At 65.7% G+C, this 17,918-nt stretch carries 19 protein-coding genes; 3 read left to right on the forward strand and 16 right to left on the reverse strand.

Translation table 11 applies throughout. The features are described 5' to 3' along the window. Nucleotides 1-20 precede the first annotated feature (20 nt). The 12 genes from KIT25_14660 to KIT25_14715 form a co-directional block, all read right to left on the reverse strand. Complete coding sequence (locus KIT25_14660; GenBank protein ID UYN93298.1) at nt 21-1,025, reverse strand: type II secretion system F family protein; 1,005 nt, start codon at nt 1,023-1,025, stop codon at nt 21-23. Next, complete coding sequence (locus tag KIT25_14665; GenBank protein ID UYN97948.1) at nt 1,022-2,332, reverse strand: CpaF family protein; 1,311 nt, start codon at nt 2,330-2,332, stop codon at nt 1,022-1,024. The genes KIT25_14660 and KIT25_14665 overlap by 4 nt, the downstream gene beginning before the upstream one ends. A gap of 470 nt (nt 2,333-2,802) precedes the next feature. Continuing rightward, nucleotides 2,803-4,083: a hypothetical protein gene (locus KIT25_14670; GenBank protein UYN93299.1), complete on the reverse strand. Its 1,281-nt coding sequence runs from the start codon at nt 4,081-4,083 to the stop codon at nt 2,803-2,805. A gap of 7 nt (nt 4,084-4,090) precedes the next feature. After that, nucleotides 4,091-4,774: a hypothetical protein gene (locus KIT25_14675; protein ID UYN93300.1), complete on the reverse strand. Its 684-nt coding sequence runs from the start codon at nt 4,772-4,774 to the stop codon at nt 4,091-4,093. 8 nt (nt 4,775-4,782) lie between these two features. Further along, nucleotides 4,783-6,717, reverse strand: a complete 1,935-nt coding sequence (locus KIT25_14680) for a type II and III secretion system protein family protein (protein UYN93301.1) — start codon at nt 6,715-6,717, stop codon at nt 4,783-4,785. Continuing rightward, nucleotides 6,714-7,691, reverse strand: coding sequence for a Flp pilus assembly protein CpaB (gene cpaB, locus KIT25_14685; GenBank protein UYN93302.1), 978 nt, complete (start codon nt 7,689-7,691; stop codon nt 6,714-6,716). The genes KIT25_14680 and cpaB overlap by 4 nt, the downstream gene beginning before the upstream one ends. A gap of 12 nt (nt 7,692-7,703) precedes the next feature. Continuing rightward, entirely contained in the window at nt 7,704-8,216 is a 513-nt protein-coding gene (locus KIT25_14690) for a prepilin peptidase (protein UYN93303.1), read from the reverse strand. Between the two features lie 321 nt (nt 8,217-8,537). Next, nucleotides 8,538-8,702: a Flp family type IVb pilin gene (locus KIT25_14695; protein ID UYN93304.1), complete on the reverse strand. Its 165-nt coding sequence runs from the start codon at nt 8,700-8,702 to the stop codon at nt 8,538-8,540. A 198-nt stretch (nt 8,703-8,900) separates the two neighbouring features. Then, nucleotides 8,901-9,503 (reverse strand): CDP-alcohol phosphatidyltransferase family protein, encoded by a 603-nt coding sequence (locus KIT25_14700; GenBank protein UYN93305.1) that lies wholly within the window; start codon nt 9,501-9,503, stop codon nt 8,901-8,903. Further along, on the reverse strand, nt 9,503-10,327 hold the full coding sequence (gene pssA, locus KIT25_14705; GenBank protein ID UYN93306.1) for a CDP-diacylglycerol--serine O-phosphatidyltransferase: 825 nt from the start codon (nt 10,325-10,327) through the stop codon (nt 9,503-9,505). Before pssA ends, KIT25_14700 begins: the two co-directional genes overlap by 1 nt. Nucleotides 10,328-10,347: 20 nt before the next feature. Continuing rightward, nucleotides 10,348-11,040 (reverse strand): phosphatidylserine decarboxylase, encoded by a 693-nt coding sequence (locus KIT25_14710; GenBank protein ID UYN93307.1) that lies wholly within the window; start codon nt 11,038-11,040, stop codon nt 10,348-10,350. Between the two features lie 23 nt (nt 11,041-11,063). Continuing rightward, nucleotides 11,064-12,182, reverse strand: coding sequence for a LysM peptidoglycan-binding domain-containing protein (locus tag KIT25_14715; GenBank protein UYN93308.1), 1,119 nt, complete (start codon nt 12,180-12,182; stop codon nt 11,064-11,066). Between the two features lie 122 nt (nt 12,183-12,304). On the opposite strand from KIT25_14715, the gene KIT25_14720 reads away from it, so the two are divergent. The 3 genes from KIT25_14720 (at nt 12,305) to KIT25_14730 (ending at nt 14,887) form a co-directional block, all read left to right on the forward strand. Beyond that, on the forward strand, nt 12,305-12,913 hold the full coding sequence (locus tag KIT25_14720; GenBank protein ID UYN93309.1) for a TIGR00730 family Rossman fold protein: 609 nt from the start codon (nt 12,305-12,307) through the stop codon (nt 12,911-12,913). A 77-nt stretch (nt 12,914-12,990) separates the two neighbouring features. Continuing rightward, on the forward strand, nt 12,991-14,208 hold the full coding sequence (locus tag KIT25_14725; protein UYN93310.1) for an NADP-dependent isocitrate dehydrogenase: 1,218 nt from the start codon (nt 12,991-12,993) through the stop codon (nt 14,206-14,208). Between the two features lies 1 nt (nt 14,209). Continuing rightward, the gene (locus KIT25_14730; protein UYN93311.1) at nt 14,210-14,887 is read left to right on the forward strand and encodes a DUF429 domain-containing protein; all 678 of its coding nucleotides are present in this window, start codon (nt 14,210-14,212) and stop codon (nt 14,885-14,887) included. A 1-nt stretch (nt 14,888) separates the two neighbouring features. Here the strand turns inward: KIT25_14730 and KIT25_14735 are convergent, their stop codons facing one another. From KIT25_14735 to KIT25_14750, 4 genes are all read right to left on the reverse strand, one after another. Further along, on the reverse strand, nt 14,889-15,860 hold the full coding sequence (locus KIT25_14735) for a tripartite tricarboxylate transporter substrate binding protein (GenBank protein UYN93312.1): 972 nt from the start codon (nt 15,858-15,860) through the stop codon (nt 14,889-14,891). A 106-nt stretch (nt 15,861-15,966) separates the two neighbouring features. Beyond that, the gene (locus tag KIT25_14740) at nt 15,967-16,239 is read right to left on the reverse strand and encodes a DUF2312 domain-containing protein (GenBank protein UYN93313.1); all 273 of its coding nucleotides are present in this window, start codon (nt 16,237-16,239) and stop codon (nt 15,967-15,969) included. A 554-nt stretch (nt 16,240-16,793) separates the two neighbouring features. After that, nucleotides 16,794-17,093: a DUF1244 domain-containing protein gene (locus KIT25_14745; GenBank protein ID UYN93314.1), complete on the reverse strand. Its 300-nt coding sequence runs from the start codon at nt 17,091-17,093 to the stop codon at nt 16,794-16,796. Nucleotides 17,094-17,126: 33 nt separating this feature from the next. After that, nucleotides 17,127-17,891, reverse strand: coding sequence for an N-formylglutamate amidohydrolase (locus KIT25_14750; protein ID UYN93315.1), 765 nt, complete (start codon nt 17,889-17,891; stop codon nt 17,127-17,129). Nucleotides 17,892-17,918: the final 27 nt, after the last annotated feature.

Consider the following 17,918-nt stretch of genomic DNA (forward strand, 5'->3'; position numbering starts at 1 on the left):
CAACGAGGTCCATGACCGACTCAGACCTTGATCGTTGCGATCTTGTTCATGACAAAAATGCCGAGGCCCATGCTGAACAGCGCGCCGATCGCCACGGCCTGGCCGGTCGAAGTCGTGAAGAGCGGGCCGATATACTCGGGCGAAATGAGGAACAAGCCACCGCCCACCAGGAAGGGAAGACCGGCCATGATCAGCATGGTCGCGCGCGCTTCCGAGGTGAAGGCGCGGATCTTGAGTCTGAGTTGCTGACGCGCGCGCAGGAGGGCGCTGAGATTGGCGAGCGTCTCTGCAAGGTTGCCGCCGGTGTCGCGCTGGATCGAAAGCGCCACGATGAGGAAATTGAACTCGTCCGTTTGCACCGTCTTGGCGACGCGCCACAGCGCGGTCTCGATGGGAACACCGAGGTGCATTTCGTGTTGGGCGCGACGGAACACGCCGCCGACCGGGTCCCTGATATCGCGCGCCACGTTGCCGATCGCCTCCTGCACCGGCAACCCCGCACGCAGAGCCCTGACGATCAGATCCACCGCATCGGGGAACAGCAGGTTGAACTGCAACCCGCGCCGGCGTGCCATCCATCCAATGGCGATGTTCGGGACACCGACTCCCAGCATCAATGATCCGATCAGAGCGGCGGCGGGTGCGAGGTCGAGCACGAGGTAGAACAGGAAGGCCATGCCCATCGACAGCGACGTCGACACGAAGGCGAGGTCACCCAGCGAGATGTTGAGCCCCGTCGTCTGCAGCTTCAGGCGCAGCGTGCTGGCATCGGGAAACCATCGCCAGAGCAACCTGTCGAGCGTGGGTAGACGACCCGCCCTCTCGACCCGTCGAAGCGTCGCCATCTGAATGGTGCGCGGTCCCGAACGCGCTCTTGCATCAAGATCCTCCAGACGATCACGGAGCCGACGCTCGGCGAAGAAGCCGCCGAACACCACGCCAAGCGCGAGAAAAGTCAGTCCAACCCCTGCCGCAATCAACAGGGTGACGGTCTCGAGGTCGTAGCCGCCCTGGACCGGCGTCATGCCATGGTCTCCATGAGAACCTTGTCGAGACCGTAGTAGGCGGCGCGCGGGAGGAAGTGCGGTCGCAGCCCGGAACTCTTGAAGGTGCCATGAAGCTTGCCGTCGACCGCCTCGCCCTTGAATTCGTAAGTGAACAAATCTTGCGTGATGATGACTTCGCCTTCCATCCCGACCACTTCCGTCACGTGAGTCACCCGTCGAACGCCATCGCGCATGCGGCTGATCTGGACGATCAGCTGCAGAGAGCCGGCGATCAACGAGCGGATCGCCTTGGGCGGCAGGCTCGCGACCCCCATGGTGACCATGTTCTCGAGCCGGGTCAGTGTCTCACGCGGACGATTTGCGTGCAGCGTTCCCATCGAGCCGTCATGACCGGTGTTCATCGCCTGCAGCAGGTCGATCGCTTCCGGCCCACGGACCTCGCCCAGGATGATCCGGTCAGGCCGCATGCGCAGGGCGTTCTTGACCAGGTCGCGCATGGTGACCTCGCCGTTGCCTTCGAGATTGGCCGGGCGCGTCTCGAGCCGGACCACGTGAGGTTGCTGCATGCGAAGTTCGGCGGCGTCCTCGATCGTGACGACGCGCTCGCCACTGTCGATCATGCCGGAAAGGGCATTGAGCATGGTTGTCTTGCCCGAGCCGGTGCCGCCCGAGACGACCATGTTGAGCCGACACCGCGCCGCCACGCGCAGGAGCGTTGCCATGGCGGGCGAAATATTGCCCTGCTGCGCCATCTGATCGAAGCCGATCTGGCGCTTGCCGAACTTTCGGATCGACACCGACGCGCCGTCGATCGCCAACGGCGGAATGATGATGTTGACGCGACTGCCGTCCTGCAGGCGCGCATCGCATATCGGGCTGGACTCGTCGACTCGTCTTCCAACGCGGCTCACGATCCGATTGCAGATGTTCAGCAGGTGGGCGTTGTCTTCGAAAGTGACCGATGTCAGGTCGAGCTTGCCGCGCTTCTCGACATACACCTGCTTCGGACCGTTGATCATGATGTCGGTGACGGAGTCGTCCTCAAGCAAAGGCTCGAGCGGCCCAAGCCCCATCATGTCGTTGACGATTTGATAGACGAGGTCGGTTTGCTCGGGCCGGTTGAGCTGGATTCGGTGCTCCATCAGGAGTTCGGCCACCAGATCCTCGAGCTGGCGCGTCAATTCCGCACGCGGCAGACTGACGGCGGCGGCCAGATCGATGCGATTCATGATCTGCGCCTGTACCGCGCGGCGGGCCTGGTCGATCTTGGTGCGCGACAGCTTGCCGGCGGATTTGTCGCTCGTATCGACTTTGGTCGGTGCCATGGGCTGGCGCTGTCCGACGGGCGACGATCGCTCCGGTGAAGGCTCAGCCACCGCCACGGCGGATGGCGCGGCCGTGTCGGATACCGCTGCGTCCGTCGATTGGAGAGCCGAGTTTGACGGAGCGCCAAACACCGTCGCGGGGAGGATTGGACGCAGGAGGTCGCCGACGAACGCCCGGAGTTCCAGCGGCGCCAGTGTGACACCGTGACGGCGAAAGTGGAGATGGACCAGGGAGCCAGCCTGACGCGTCACCTCCCCCGGTGGAATGCCGTCGGACACCATCCGCCGCAACCGGGACCCCAGTTCGGCTCCGAGACTGGCGGTTGCCTCGTCAAGCCGTCCCTGTCGGTCTCCAGCAGAGGCAAGCGATCCGCTGCGAGGTTCGCCGCCAGGACGGCGACCGATCCGGTCGAGCGCACCGGGCTGTGTTGCGGTTTCCTCCGTGCCTCTGCGCAAGCCGAACATGCTGGTCAGCTCTTCTTGACCTTCAGGCCCTTGACGAATCGCTCGACAATCCCGCCAACTCGAGTCCTTCCACTCGACTCGCCGTCGCGCGGAGAATCCAGTGCGGCGACGAGGGGGCGGAGCGCCTTTACGATGGAACTGTTCGAAGCAGCTTCGGCCAGCGGCTTGCCGAAATTGATGGCCGCCAGGGCAGCGCCGACGTCGGCGGGAACCTGGCAGTCCACCTTGCGCTTGAGCGTGCGTTCGACGTCCGCAACCTTGACCGCCGAGCGGCGCGCATCCAATACGCCACTGGTCGCGAGGTAGAGCGACGCACTCGGTGCGACATCATGCACCAACTGCTGCAATCGCATGGCGTCACGCACGCCGGGCAGCGAAAGGTCGGTGATCAGCAGGATGTCGGTCGCGGCCTCGATCACCTGGCGTTGCATGGTCGGATCCCCGCGCGGAACATCTGCAATGATCCAACGAAAGCGACGATGCACGGCCCGGAGAAAGTCGGTGACGGCATGCGGCCGCGGCTGGAAGCCGGATGTCGGCGCCTCTTCGGCGCCTATCGCGTAGAGCCGATCGTTCTTCTTCTGCGCGACCTGCTGCACGAAAAGGGCGTCGATTCGGTCGGGTTGATCCAACGCCTCCCGCAAGGCGTCGATCGCTTCGAGATCGAGCGCCAACATCATAGAACCGTAATGCAGGTCGAAATCGACGAGCAGGACTTCTTCCTTCAGCCGGGTGCCAAGCATGCTGGCGATCGTGATAGCGAGTGTTGTCGCCCCCACCCCGCCTCGGGCACCCAGCACTGCGAGTGCGCGTGGCCTGACGTCCTTGGAAGCCGTGCTCGTCAACGCGGGCGCAGACCCGCGCTCGCGCATATCGAGTGCCCTCTCGGCCGCTCGCCCAACCGAACCCTCGGCGAGCGGCAACGCGAGGTAGTCGTTAAATCCGACGCTCAACAGTTCGCGATAGAGTGCAACATCGTTGATCCGCCCGACGCCGATAACGATGCACCCGCCCGGCACGGCCATCTTCAGCGCCGCGGCATCAGCGACGGGATCGGTTGAAGCCGCGATGTCCACGATCAAGAGGTCCAGATCGCGCGGCCATTCCGCAACGGCCAGCGCCTGGTCGATCGCTCCCTCGCGGATATTCGCCTTGCCGTGCGTCATATTGAAGAGCTCGGCAGAAATCCTGGACTGGGTAGCGGAATCGGCAACGAAGGTCATCGCCGAGACGGCGGCTTTCTCTTCCACCCTGGGGATCAGAACCTGTGCGACGGCGGAGGCCATGGCCGACTCAGGATCCCGAGCCAGCCGAACCGGAGGCGCCTCCTGAGCCAGTCTGGGCAGCGCCACCGGAGCTGCCCGTCGTCGGGGCGCCGGTCACCTGCCGAACGCGGCCTTCTCGATAGCGCTGGACGGCCTCGGCCGCGACGGTGCCGTCGCCCGTTCCTGGATCTCGGCCGATCGCGGCGTCGCGCGGTCGCGCGAGCATCTGCCCGAAATTGTAGGCGTCTGCGCAGCCAAACCCCTTGGAGATCGATTCATTGGGGTTCCACATCTGCGATCTGGTCGTGGGACAATTGTGCGGGACGAGGCGGTACTCCGAGCGCACGATCACGACCTGATCAGGGCCCATCGCCATCGCCGGCTCAACCGAAGTTCCGACCCAGCGGGCGCCGGCATCGGACAGGCTCTGGCCGACCAGTCGCGCACGGGCCAGCTGCATCGCTCCACCCGATCCGTCGGTTACCACGATGAATTCGTCGCGTTGCGCGCGCCGACCTTCGGCTACCATCGAGTGGAGTTCGCGGACCTGTCCTGTGTCGAGGCGCGCGCTGCCCGGGATAAAGCCGACGGCGAGCATGGTGTCGGCGCGAACTGGATCGTAGCGCGTATCGATCAGGGCTTGATCTCTCACCGGGTCGCCGCAGGCGGCGAGCGCAATGCCGGCAGCGCAGAGCAAGACAGAGACTCGCATGGTAACCTCTAGTCGAGCGTGAAGCCGGCGGACGGGCCTGCCTGTCGCGCGGGGCCCACGCCGATACGACGCGGTGGGGTGGGATGATTGACGCGCTGGTAGAAGAGGCGGTCGGCATCCGTCGGAGGGACACGCCCCGTGAGGGGTGTCTGCAGTCGTGTGTTGACCGGCTCTACGAAGTAGGGCGTCACGAGAATCACCAATTCGGTCTCGTTGCGTTGATAGGCGTCGGACTTGAACAGCGTCCCGAGAATGGGAATATCGCCAAGCGCCGGCAGCTTCGAGATTGTCTGCACGGTGGAGTTCTGCAACAGACCGGCGATAGCGAAACTCTGCCCGCTGCCGAGCTCGACCGTCGTCGATGCCCGACGCGTTTGGACCGCCGGAATGATGAGGTTGCCGCTGCCCACGGGAATGCTGACCTCACCGGTGGATGTCACCTGGCTCACTTCGGGGGCGACCTTCAGGTTGATACGATCGCCGACGATGGTCGGCGTGAATCCGAGACTGACGCCGACCTGCTTGTACATCACGGTGAACGTCGTCGTAATCGAGCCAGACTGGGGACTGACAACCGGAATTTCGCCACCGGCCAGAAAGCTCGCCGTCTCGCCGGACAACGCGATCAGGTTCGGTTCGGCGAGGATGGTCGCCTCTCCTTGCGTGGCAAGCAGGTCGATGAACGACGTCAGGCTGCCATCGTTGCTCTGGATGGAAATGGCACCCGACGCCGCGCCACCGACCACCTGGATCGTCTGGGTAGCGAAGCCCGCCTGCACCGGCCCCAGGCCGAACAACGCAATGCTGTTGATGTTCTGCCAGTTTATGCCGACCCGCTTGAGGGCGCTTCGGTTGACTTCGGCGATCTTCACGCGAAGCTGCACCTGGGTCGGTGCATCGACGCGGATGTTGCCGATCACCTTGTTGGCTTGGCCATTGACGTGCTGCAGGGCCAGCCGACGGGCATCCTCGGCTACCACCCCCGAGCGGACAACGCCACTCAAGACGATGCTCTCACCCTGATTCTCGATGACCACGCCATTGCCCGGATGCAGACGGTCGAGCGTGGCCTTCATGCGGCTGACGGGCGAAGTCACACTGACGATAGTGTTGAGCAGCACGCGATCCTGATCGTCCACGGCGTAGAGCACCGTGTCGCCGGGCTTCTTGGCGAAGACATAGATCATGCCGGGCGACCTGACCTGTACATCGGCGATGTCCGGCGCCGCGACGAATACGGTCGCCGCCGGACCGGGAAGCTTGAGGGCTGTTCCCTTGTTGACCTCGAGAGACAGCGTCGGTTGCTGCGGCGGCACGATCTGGTTCTGCCCGAAGCTGCGCCCCTGCGCCCCAGTGACCTGGGGTGCGGCGGACTGGGGTGCCGTAACGGTGGCGGGTGGCGGGATGGGTACCGGCGCGGGCGGCTGAGTCTGCGCGAGATGCCGTGGCGGCCGGTTTTCGGGAATCGTGTCGATTTTCGTGATCGGCCCGGTCGCCCCCGACCCGGAGGCCGTTGTCAACGACGCCGAGACGATAGCTGCGCGGGGCGGTATGGCTGCGACCGTGGGTGGCTCGAGAGGGGTGGTGTCTTTGGCTTCCTCCTTCGCAATGGCGGCGGCCGGGGCGACAACTGCGGCGGTGGACGGAGCGGTCGTCGACGACATCGACTGCACGAGCCGAGCCGCTCGCTCTGCCTCCCGACGATTGAGCTCTTCGGCGACCGTGTCCGACGGCGTGCGCTTCGACACCTTTCTCGCGGAACGTTTGGATTGTCCGCTGGGCTTGGACTTCACGTCGACAGACGTCCCGGTCTCCGTCGCCACCGACTGCGCGACCGAAATCGCCGGATGCAACGCGAAGCTCATGGCCGCCGCAAGGGCCAAACCACGGCCGATCAGTCGACCGAGCGGCCAGATCGGCCGGAGGGAAGGTACCGCAATCATTGCTGCACGCTCTGATAGGTTCGGGTGAACGGCGTGGTCCGCGCCGGCGACCGGCCGTCTGCGCTGCCCCCGTCGCCCGTGCCGCTGGTGCCGCCGCCGTCGACCTCCTGCTTGCTCTGCAAGCTGCCGCGCAGCACAAGCACCTGCCTCGACGGCTCGCCACGTGGTTGTGCGGGGCGGATCAGCCGACTGACTTGCGTGTCGTGGGTGTAGCTGTCACCGGCCTCGGCAGGTGCGGTGTCGGCAGTCTCCGGATCGCGCCCCTCACCGTTGATGTCCTGCAGGCTTCGCAAGACCAGGGAAAGATCGCCCATCTTGACAGCCAGCGTGACGATCTCGGTTTGCTTGGGCGTCAGTTCCAACGTCGCGGTCTTGCCCACGTCCGGCTTGTCGACAGGAGAGGCGTCGAGCTTCTGGTCCATCGCGATCACGCGCGCGTTGCGCAGAATGGTTTCCGTGGCGCTGTGCTGGCCGCCCTGCTGTTGGTTCAGGATGTGAGTGAGCAGAACATCGACACGATCGCCGGCGTAAATGAAGCCCGATACCGCCGACGTGGCCGTGATCGGCACGCTTACAGCACGCATCCCCGGCTGCAGCACGGCGGCCAGGAAACCGCGCGCTCCCGACATCACCACTTTGCCCTGCGTTACGGGCTCTCCCGTGGCGATCGGGACGCGGACGACCGCACCGACGAAGTCCTCGATCGCGCGCTTGCCTTCGACGGCGTAGCTCTCCGCCAGTCCCGCTTGCGGCCAGGCCTGCCAGCGGAGATCCTCCGGCTTGATGATGCGGCCCATCGGCACCGCTTGACGGGCAACGAGAACCTTCAGCGTGGGCGCTGGCGGCTGGCGATCGGCGCCCGCCTGGGCCAGCAAAGCTGCGCGCTCGTTCAGCAACCACGCACGCGCGAGGAACGCCGTCGCGCCGGCGACAATGATCGCGAGGAGCAGGAAGACGACGCGTTTGCTGTTCATGGACGTCGCCTTTCAGGACAAGGCCAGGGACAAGGCGACCCATAGCCCGCCGACAGCGATTGCCGGTCCGTACGGGAGGCCAGCGCGCAGTTGCGCGCGCACAGTCGTGCCAGGCCCTGTCGTGGCAGCGGCTTGGCCGATCGGCAGGCCGGCCAGCATCGCAAGCGCCAGCAAGCCGCCGGCCAGGGACGCGATCAGCAGGAAATCAACCAACAATCCGGGACCGGCGAACAGGCTCGCCGCGGCGATCAGCTTCACGTCGCCGCCACCCAATGCGCCGATCGCGAACAACGCGGCGCCAAGAGCGAAGACGCCGATCGAACACATAACCGTGTAGCCGACCGCGACCGGCGCCACCTCGCCCGCACCGAAACCGATTGCCGCCCACAGCGCGAAGCACGCCACGACGGCGAGGGAGATGGCATTGGAGATCCGCATGGTGCGGAGGTCCTGCCACCCGGCCATCAAAAGCAGGGCGACGAACGCCAATAGGCAGGCCGACTGAAGAAGCGCCAAGAGCGACATCCAACACCCATCGAAGGCCGGCGCTAAGGAATGCCGGCAACAACCTCGTTGATCAGGTCCAGAGTCGCTAGACTGTCGCTTTCAACGGAAAGAAGAACTTACTTAATGAATCGCTTTAAGAGGAGAACTGACCGATAACCGAGACCTAGCGACTTTTGACAAATCGTTACGAATGATATTTTCAGTTATACATCAAGTCAATACCGTAATCCTTTAATAATAAAAGGAAAAATTTGGATTCAACACCGCTAATAGGGGGTCAAATGAAAAGAGCGGCCCATTTCTAGGCCGCCCCGCCATAGAGGCCGCCGTCACCCGACTTCAGGTCATGGTGTTCGTGACGTTGCTCAAGACGTTCGTGACCTTGCCACCAACCGTGCGCATCGAGGCGATCGCCGCAACTGCGATGAGCGAGGCGATAAGCGTGTATTCGATCGCCGTGGCGCCTTGCTCATTCCTGAGGAGGCGACGAAGGATGAGAAGCATCTTGAACTCCACCAATTGCCCGCTTGGAGCGATCGAGTTCGGGTCGATCAGACTCCATGAAATTGCTTATATTTAGTGACCGTACTTAATGTGAAACTTGCGGTCAACGAGAAACTAGGCGATTCAGTGAAGATTCCTTGATAATATCCTGAAATATATTGACTATTTACTCACGCTGTCTATCGGCGACCATTCTCTTCACGTCGTGCGCCTCGTGCCTGCGACGCGTGCAATCGTCGTCCAGATGCACAGGACGGCAAATCCTCCCGCCAGCCATGGGAACGCCCCGGGGAATAGGCAGAACAACATAAAAGCAACGACGGTCTCGGTACCTTCGATGAGCCCGGACGAATGGAAGAACGACTTTCGCCCCCGCTCCCCGTCGTCCAGCTCTCCGCGCTGGGCGGCCAGGATCGCCCGGCCGAGGAACGATGCACCTGTTCCCAGAAACGACGCCAAAAGGAACGTCGCCCATAACGCGTTTTCAGGTGCTGCCAGCGCAAAGCCGACCGGGACCGCGGCGTAGAACGCCATGTCGCAGACGATGTCCAGATAGCCGCCGAACGGCGTCGCCCGGCCATGCCGTGCAATCGCCCCGTCGACGCCATCCAGCAGCCGATTGGCGAGGATGGCCACCAAGGCCCATCCGTAGTGGCCGAAGGCCAGCAGCGGAACAACAGCCAAGCCGATCACCAATCCCGCCAAAGTCACCTGGTTGGGCGACACGCCGCACCGACCGAGCCATGCGCCGACCGGATCGAGCGGAGGGTCGATCAACCGGCGCAGGAGCGGATCGAACATCAGTCGCGCGGTGCCGCGCCGTCGACCGCCCGCAGCGCGACGACGTCGGCTCCCGCCCCCTGGGCCTCGCGCAAGGCCTGCCGACGATAGGCAAGCCAGCTGAACGGGATCGATGCCGCATAGACCAGTCCAAGCAGGGACATGGCGATCCAGGGCGAACTCGCCAGGACGCCCATGACGAGGGCCACTCCCAGCAGAGCCGGCAGAACCAGATGGCGCGGCACCCTCCCCTTCTTGAAGGAGAATGTCGGCAGGCGACTCACCATGAGTCCCCCGACCGTCACCAGGACGATGCCGACCACGATCGGATGGCTCGGCCAGGGCGCTTCGATCTCGAAGCTGACCATAAGGGGAATCAATGCGAGCAGCGCCCCCGCCGGCGCCGGCACACCGGTGAAATACGACCCCGTCCAGGCCGGCGGCGGCGTATCGGCCAGCAGGGCGGTATTGAAGCGCGCCAGCCTGAGCGCCGAGCAGATCGGGAACATAAGCGTGATCACCCAGCCGAGCGTGCCGCCGCCACGCAGCGATTCGAGGTAGAGCACCAGGGCCGGCGCCACGCCAAAACAAAGGAAATCGGACAGCGAATCGAGTTCGGCGCCGAAGCGGCTGGTGACGCCCAGCCGTCGGGCCACCCGCCCGTCGAGCGCGTCGAAGATGGCGGCGACGATGATGGCGATCACGGCCAGCCGGAACTGGCCGTTGAGGGCGAACCGGATCGCCGTCAGTCCGGAGCACAGCGCGGCCAACGTCAGCACGTTGGGAATCAGCCGGTTGACGGAGAAGCCGCGCAGTCCGCGGCGCCCGCTCGCTTCGCTGTCCATGGCGGTCTCCCAGAACCCGGCTAGAACTCGGCGGCCCGGCGCGGCTCGAAGGACACCGGGTCCAACTCGGCCATCACGGTCTCACCGCCGATCATGCGCTGGCCGACCGCGACCAGCAATCGCGCGCCTTCGGGCAGGTAGAGATCGGTGCGGCTGCCAAAACGGATATGGCCGAACCGTTCGCCGCCAATCACGGCCTGGTCGGGCTTGACCCGGCAAACGATGCGCCGCGCCACCCAGCCCGCGATCTGGACGAAACCGACCAGCTGCCCGTCGGCTCGCCGCAGCGCGACCGCCATGCGCTCGTTGTCCTCGCTCGCCTTGTCGGCCGACGCATTGAGGAACTTGCCGGGTCGATAGGCCATGACCTCGATAACGCCGGAGCAGGGTGTGCGGTTGATGTGTACGTCGAAGATGCTGAGAAAAATGGAAACCCGGGTAAGAGGCCGGTCACCCAAGCCGAGTTCCGCCGGTGGAACCGCCTGGGCGATCATCTGGACGAGGCCGTCGGCTGGCGCCAACAGTACACCGTCGTCCTGCGGCACGGCGCGCGGCGGATCGCGAAAGAAGTAGATCGACCACAGCGTCAGGACCATCAGCGGCCAGAACAGCCAGGCGAGCCCGGTCAGCGCCGCCAGAAAAGTCGCCGCGGCGAACAGCGCTATGAAGCGCCAGCCGTCGTCGAGGATCGGCACGAGAAAATTCGCCAGCATGAACGCGCGCTCCGGGACCGCCGTCAGTTGACCTTGGGCAGGCTGAAGATTTGGCCGGGGTATATCAGATCCGGATCGCGAATCTGGTCCTTGTTGGCGTCGAATATAAGAGTGTAGCGCAAGCCCTCACCGTAATGTGCGCGCGCGATGTTCCAGAGATTGTCGCCCCGCACGATCGTCAGGCGCCGCGGGCCGTCGCCGCCGGCCGTCTTGGGCGCCGGTCGCGCGAACGGCAGTTCCAGCCGCGCCGCCGGTTTGCCGTCGGACTTCAGCCGATCGAGGCGCAACGTGTGATTGCCGGGCTCGATCGGCTGCGACGGAGTCACCCGCCAGCGGCCGTCGGCACCGGCCACGCTCTCACCGGCCAGAGTGTCGTTCATGTAGACACGGACCGAGGTGCCCGGTTCCGCCTTGCCGGTCACCGTGACCTGGCCGCGCTCGTCGTAGTCGAGGGTCAGGAGCTGCAGGTCGTTCGCCTTGGGAACGCCACCGGCGGAGGGCGACTGAAGAAGCGTCGCCGGGCCGGCCGGCGGCGCAATCATGACCAGGGTTTCGTCCTTGGCCGACGGCGGCGGGTTCGCGGCCACCGTCCCGCCGGACGGCGCGGCCGCCGTCTGCGGCGCCGGCACCAGAGCGATCACGACCTGCTCGGACGTTACCGGAGCACGTCCGGCGATGTGCTGGACGATGCGCAGTTCATGCGAGCCCGGCGAGAGCGGGGGGTCCTGGGCGAGGATCACCCACTCCCCTCGGGCGTCCGCGACGCCGCTGGCGATTTCCTTGCCGCCATCGAGCAGCACGACCTTGGCACCGGGCGCCGCGCGCCCTGCGATCACGGCCCTGCCGTCGGTCTCGATGCGCGCCACGTCGAACGTCGGCATGGACGGCGTCGGGGCCGGCGGAGGCGCGGACTGGGCCTCGGCCGGGGCCGACTTGGGGGGCGTTGCGGCGGGCGGTGCGGCAGCAGGCGGCGCAGCGGCTGCCGGCGCGGCTGCCGGCGGGGCCACTGCCGCCGACGCGGCCGGCGCGGCCTTCTTGCCGATCGCCACCTGGTCCGTCACTTCGCCGCGCCAGGCGATCCCCAGGGCGACGGCGATGATGACGGCGCCCACCGCCACCAGGCCGATAACTGTTCGTGACATCAAGCTCCCGACGGTGCGCCGACCGACCTCGATTGGCGTCGCGCCCCATGTTAACGAAATGATATCATGCCGCGTCGGTCCGCAAAGACAACGGATCGCCCGCCAAATCAAAGAAATCCACCGTGTCCGCGTCCGACTCCAGCCCCTCCCGTCCCTCGTCTTTGTGCGTTTTCTGTGGCGCCCGCTTCGGTGCCGATCCCGCCGCGCGCGACACCGCCACCCGCCTCGGCCAGCTCCTGGCCGCCGAGGGCGTGGCGCTCGTCTATGGCGGCGGCGGCGTCGGCCTGATGGGCGTGGTCGCCAACGCCGCCCTCAGGGCGGGCGCACGCGTCGTCGGCATCATCCCCCGTTTCCTGCTGCAGCGCGAGGCCGGCCACCCCGCCCTCAGCGAGACGGTGGTCGTCGAGACCATGCACGAGCGCAAGCTCCAGATGTTCGAGCGCTCGGACGGCTTCGTCGTCCTGCCGGGCGGCATCGGCACGCTCGAGGAGTTCTTCGAGGTGCTGTCCTGGCGCACGCTCGGCCTGCACACCAAGCCGATCGTGATCGTCGACCGGGACGGCTACTGGCAGCCGCTGGCCGAGCTGCTGCGATCGGTCGTCGAGGGCGGTTTCGCCGACCGGACCCACCTCGACCACGTCGCCTTCGTCAGCGACCTCGACGAGCTGCTGCCTGCCCTGGCGGCCATGCCGCGCGGAAAGACGGCGCAAGGCGAGCTGGACCGGATCTAGCGGCCGCCTTGCCGGGCCGGCCCCGCTTCGCTAGAACCGCGCCCGCATTGGTTTCTCGGGGCGCGAAAGGAACAGCGATGGCCAAGATCAAGGTGAAGAACCCGATCGTCGAGATGGACGGCGACGAGATGACCCGGATCATCTGGAAGTTCATCAAGGACAAGCTGATCCTGCCGTACCTCGAGGTCGACCTGAAGTACTACGACCTCGGCGTCGAGTACCGCGACAAGACCAACGACCAGGTGACGGTCGATTCGGCCAAGGCGACGCAGCAGTACGGCGTCGCCGTCAAGTGCGCCACCATCACGCCGGACGAGGCGCGCGTGAAGGAGTTCAACCTCAAGGAGATGTGGAAGTCGCCCAACGGCACCATCCGCAACATCATCGGCGGCACCATCTTCCGCGAGCCCATCGTCTGCAAGAACGTGCCGCGCCTGGTGCCGGGCTGGACCAAGCCGATCGTGATCGGCCGCCACGCCTTCGGCGACCAGTATCGCGCCACCGACTTCGTCGTGCCGGGCAAGGGCAAGCTCACCATCAAGTTCACCGGCGACGACGGCAAGGTCATCGAGCACGAGGTCTTCAACTTCCCCGGCGGCGGCGTGGCGCTGTCGATGTACAACCTCGACGATTCGATCATCGGCTTCGCCCGCAGCTCGTTCAACTACGGTCTGATGCGCGGCTGGCCGGTCTATCTCTCGACCAAGAACACCATCCTCAAGCGCTATGACGGCCGCTTCAAGGACCTGTTCGAGAAGGTCTTCAACGAGGAGTTCGCCGACAAGTTCAAGGCCAAGGGCATCACCTACGAGCACCGCCTGATCGACGACATGGTCGCCTCGGCACTGAAGTGGGAAGGCGCCTTCGTCTGGGCCTGCAAGAACTACGACGGCGACGTCCAGTCCGACACCGTGGCGCAGGGCTTCGGCTCGCTCGGCCTGATGACCTCGGTGCTGATGACGCCCGACGGCAAGACTGTCGAGGCCGAGGCCGCGCACGGCACGGTGACCCGCCACTACCGCGAGCACCAGAAGGGCAAGCCGACCTCGACCAACCCGATCGCCTCGATCTTCGCCTGGACGCAGGGTCTCAAGTATCGCGGCCAGTTCGACGGCACGCCCGACGTGGCGAAGTTCGCCGACACGCTCGAGAAGGTCTGCGTCGAGACGGTGGAGAGCGGCAAGATGACCAAGGATCTCGCGATCCTGATCGACGCCAAGCACCCGTTCCTCAACACCCAGGACTTCCTCGACACGCTCGACGCCAACCTCAAGGCCAAGATGGCCAAGTGGTAGCTTGATCGTCGCCGGCGCCGACGGTTGCCGTACGGGCTGGGTCGTCTGCCGTCGCGACACCGACGGCACCCTGGACATCCGGGTCGTGAAGGCCCTCGCGGACGCCTGCGAGGGTCTTTCGATTCTGGCCGTCGACATGCCGGTCGGATTCCTCGACATCCAGACGCGAGGAGGGCGCCAATGCGAGCGCGAGGCGCGCAAGCTTCTCGGCCGCAAGGCATCGTCGGTCTTCTCGGCGCCATGTCGGTGGGCATTGGCGGCGACCGACTACGAGGCAGTCCGCCGCATGCCCTCGCCGCACGAGGTTGGGTTGTCGAAGCAGGCCTTTGGCCTCTTCGGCAAGCTGAATGCTCTCGATTGCACACTCAGAGAGCGCTCCGATCTACAACGGATCGTCCACGAGGCCCATCCGGAACTCGCCTTCTTGCGAATGAACGGCAATGTTCCGGTGTTTGCCGGCAAGAAGAAGCGAGACGGACGATCCAAGCGCCTTCAGTTGCTCCGGGCTCACGGTTTCGAACCCACCGTGGAGCGTTTGTCAGGCGCCGCGCGCGATGACGTCCTCGACGCCATCGCCTGCTGCCGCACGGCGCTTCTGATCGCCGAAGGCAAGGCGACCCGTCTCGGGTCGGCCGAGGCGCGCGACCGCCACGGCTTGCCGATGAACATCTGGTATTGAGCTATTCCGGCTTGATGCCGGCGGCCCTCAGCACGGGCACCCAGATCGCCTCCTGCTTGCCGAGCCAGTCGGCCAGCGCCTGCGGCGTGCCGCCCATCGGCACGAAGCCGCGCTTGGCGAGGTCGGCCTTGCCTTCGGGCGTGGCGACGGCGGCGTTCAGCGCCTGGTTGAGCTTGGCGACCGCCGGAGCCGGCGTCGCCGCCGGCACGAGCAGCGTGTAGACGATCGTGCCGTCGACGTCGCCCGCGCCGAGCTCCTTGAAAGTCGGGACGTTGGGCGCGACCGACGAGCGTTCGAGCGACGCCATGGCATAGGCCTTGAGCTTGCCGGCGGCGATCTGCGCGGCCACGCTGGTGATGCTCGACATGCCGAGCTTGATGTGCCCGCCCAGCAGATCGGTCACCAGCGGGCCGGTGCCGCGGAACGGCACGTGCGTCAGCTTGATGCCGTTCAGCAGCGCGAACTGCTCGGCCGACAGATGCATCGGCGTGGTCAGGCCCGCCGTGCCGTACTGCACCGAGCCGGGCGATGCCTTGGCCGCGGCGATGATCGCCGCGAGGTCGGCCCACGGCGCGTCGGCGGCGCCGACCAGCACCGACTCCTGCTTGGCGATGAAGCCGACCGGCGCGAACGCGGTCTTGGCGTCGAAGCCGAGCCTGGCGACGATGTGCGGGTAGAGCGGCAGGTTGTTGGCGCCGACCACCGCCCAATGGCCGTCGGCCGGCTGTTTGGCAACGAATTCGTGGGCAATGCTGCCGCCGCCGCCGCCCTTGTTGTCGATGACGATGGTGCCGCCGAGCGACTTCTGCATCGGCTCCTGGATGGCGCGCGCCAGCGCATCGGTGCCGCCGCCCGGCGGAAACGGCACGACGATGTGGACGGGCTGGGTCGGATAGGCCTGGGCCGAGGCGCGGGACGCGCCGGCCGCGACCAGCGCGGCCGAACCGGCGATGAAAAGCCGACGGGTGCTCAATGGTGTTCCCTCCCCGGCCGGTCCGCTGACGCGATCCGTGCCGTGGGGCAGCCTACCGCCGCCGGCGGCGCGCGAGATATGACATTCTCGCGCCGTCGCCCTCCGCTCAGGTCATGCCGAGCGCATGCTTGTAGGTGTCGAGCAGCGTCTCCTGCTCGGCGCGGTCGGCCGCATCCATCTTCCGCAGCGACACGATCTTGCGCATCGCCTTGACGTCGTAACCGACGCCCTTGGCCTCGCTGTAGACGTCGCGGATGTCGCCGCCGATGGCGTGACGCTCCTCCTCGAGTTTCTCGATGCGCTCGACGAAGCTCTTCAGGCGTTCCGCCGAGATCGGGCCGGCTTTGGTCTTCTTCGAAACGGCGCTGCCGTCGGGCATGTACGAACTCCTCGCTCCAGTCGGCGGACCATAAGGGCGGCGAGCCCGCCGGCTCAACGACGGTTCGGCGATGAATGACGGGGATAACGCTCACAACTCCTCTTTGGAGCCCGCCGCGGAAATCGCGCAAATCGCGGAAATCGATCTCGGAAACCTCGGAAACCTCGCAAACCTCCGGCGGGGTGTCGCCGGACAATCGACATCGCGGGCACTCACCCCGGGAGGCCAATGCCCGCCAGTGGGGCAATTGTATGTAGACATACGGAAAAACGCTGCCGGAAATACCGGAAATACCGCAAATCCCCGGTCACGGGTCGGGAGGACGAGTCGGCGGGCGATTGGCGAAGCAGAACGTCGATACGGGAAATCCCGCGCGGCCCTCGCGGCCGGAAGTGGTCATGGTGCTCATGGGCGCATTTTACCTCGACGCGCCGGCGAGCACCTAATCGGGTCGATGGATTCCGTCCGATGCCGATGGCGTCTGCATCGGAAGGCGATTCGACCCCCTCGTTCAAGCCCTGCGCGGAGAGTCAGATTCGTCGAACGTCGGCGTGTCAGCCGTGATTCGGGTGCGACTTCTCGAACGCCTGCTTCTGATCCCCGGAGGCTTCCTTCTGATGCTTCGCCTTCCACTCGTCGTACGGCATGCCGTAGACGATCTCGCGCGCCTTGGGATCGGCGATCTCGATGCCCTGCTTGCCCGCCTCCTCGCGATACCAGCGCGAGAGACAGTTGCGGCAGAAGCCGGCGAGATTCATCAGATCGATGTTCTGTACGTCCGTGCGCTCTTGGAGGTGCGCGACTAGCCGGCGGAAGGCGGCGGCCTCGAGTTCGGTGCGGGTCTTGTCGTCCATGGCGACCTCCTGGGCAGTTGCTTCGATATAGGTTCAGGCGAGAGCCGCGGCAACGGCCGCGCCGATCGCCGGCGCCAGCCGCCCCGCCCACTGCCGGGCCGCCTCGGGCGTGGCGATCAGATCCTGGCGAACCTCGAGCGAGCAGTGCGGCAGGCTCCGCGGCCGGGCATGGGCGGTGAGCGTGTACTCGTAGGAGGCGCGCGCCGAGTAGGGTTCGTTGTCGCCGACCGTCAGCGACGGATCGCGGCGCAACTCCGCCAGCAGCGGATCGGGCAGGCGCGGATCGTCGTTCCACAGCACGCCGACCTGCCATGGCCGGTCGAAGCCGTTCATGCGCGGCGTGAAGCTGTGCACCACCAGCAGGCAGATCCGGCGGCCGTCCTCCGTCATCCGGTCGAGCTGGCGGTCGACCTCGCGATGGTAGGGCCAGAAGCAGGCCTCGGCGCGCGCGTCGGCCTGTTGCTTCGTGAGCCCGGCATTGGCGGGGACGCGCGTGCCGTCGCTGACGTCGGGGATCGAGCCCTCGCCGCCCGGCCAGCGGTTGCAGTCGATGACGAGGCGCGAGTAACCCGATGCCACCAGCGGCGCGTCGAGCCGGTGCGCCAGTTCGATCGCGGCGTCGAGGCCGCCGATGTCCCAGCCGATGTGCCGCGCGAGTTCGCTGTCGGCGATGCCGAGATCGCCGAGCGCCTTCGGCACGGCCTTGCTGGCGTGATCGCACAACAGCAGGAGCGGCGCACGTCCCGTCGCGTTGTGCACGGAAAACGCGGGAGGATCGCCGGGACCGAGCAGTTGCATCGCGCCCCTATAGTGGGAAGATGGCGC

This window comes from Enhydrobacter sp. (assembly GCA_025808875.1).
In the GTDB taxonomy this organism is placed as follows: Bacteria; Pseudomonadota; Alphaproteobacteria; order Reyranellales; family Reyranellaceae; genus Reyranella.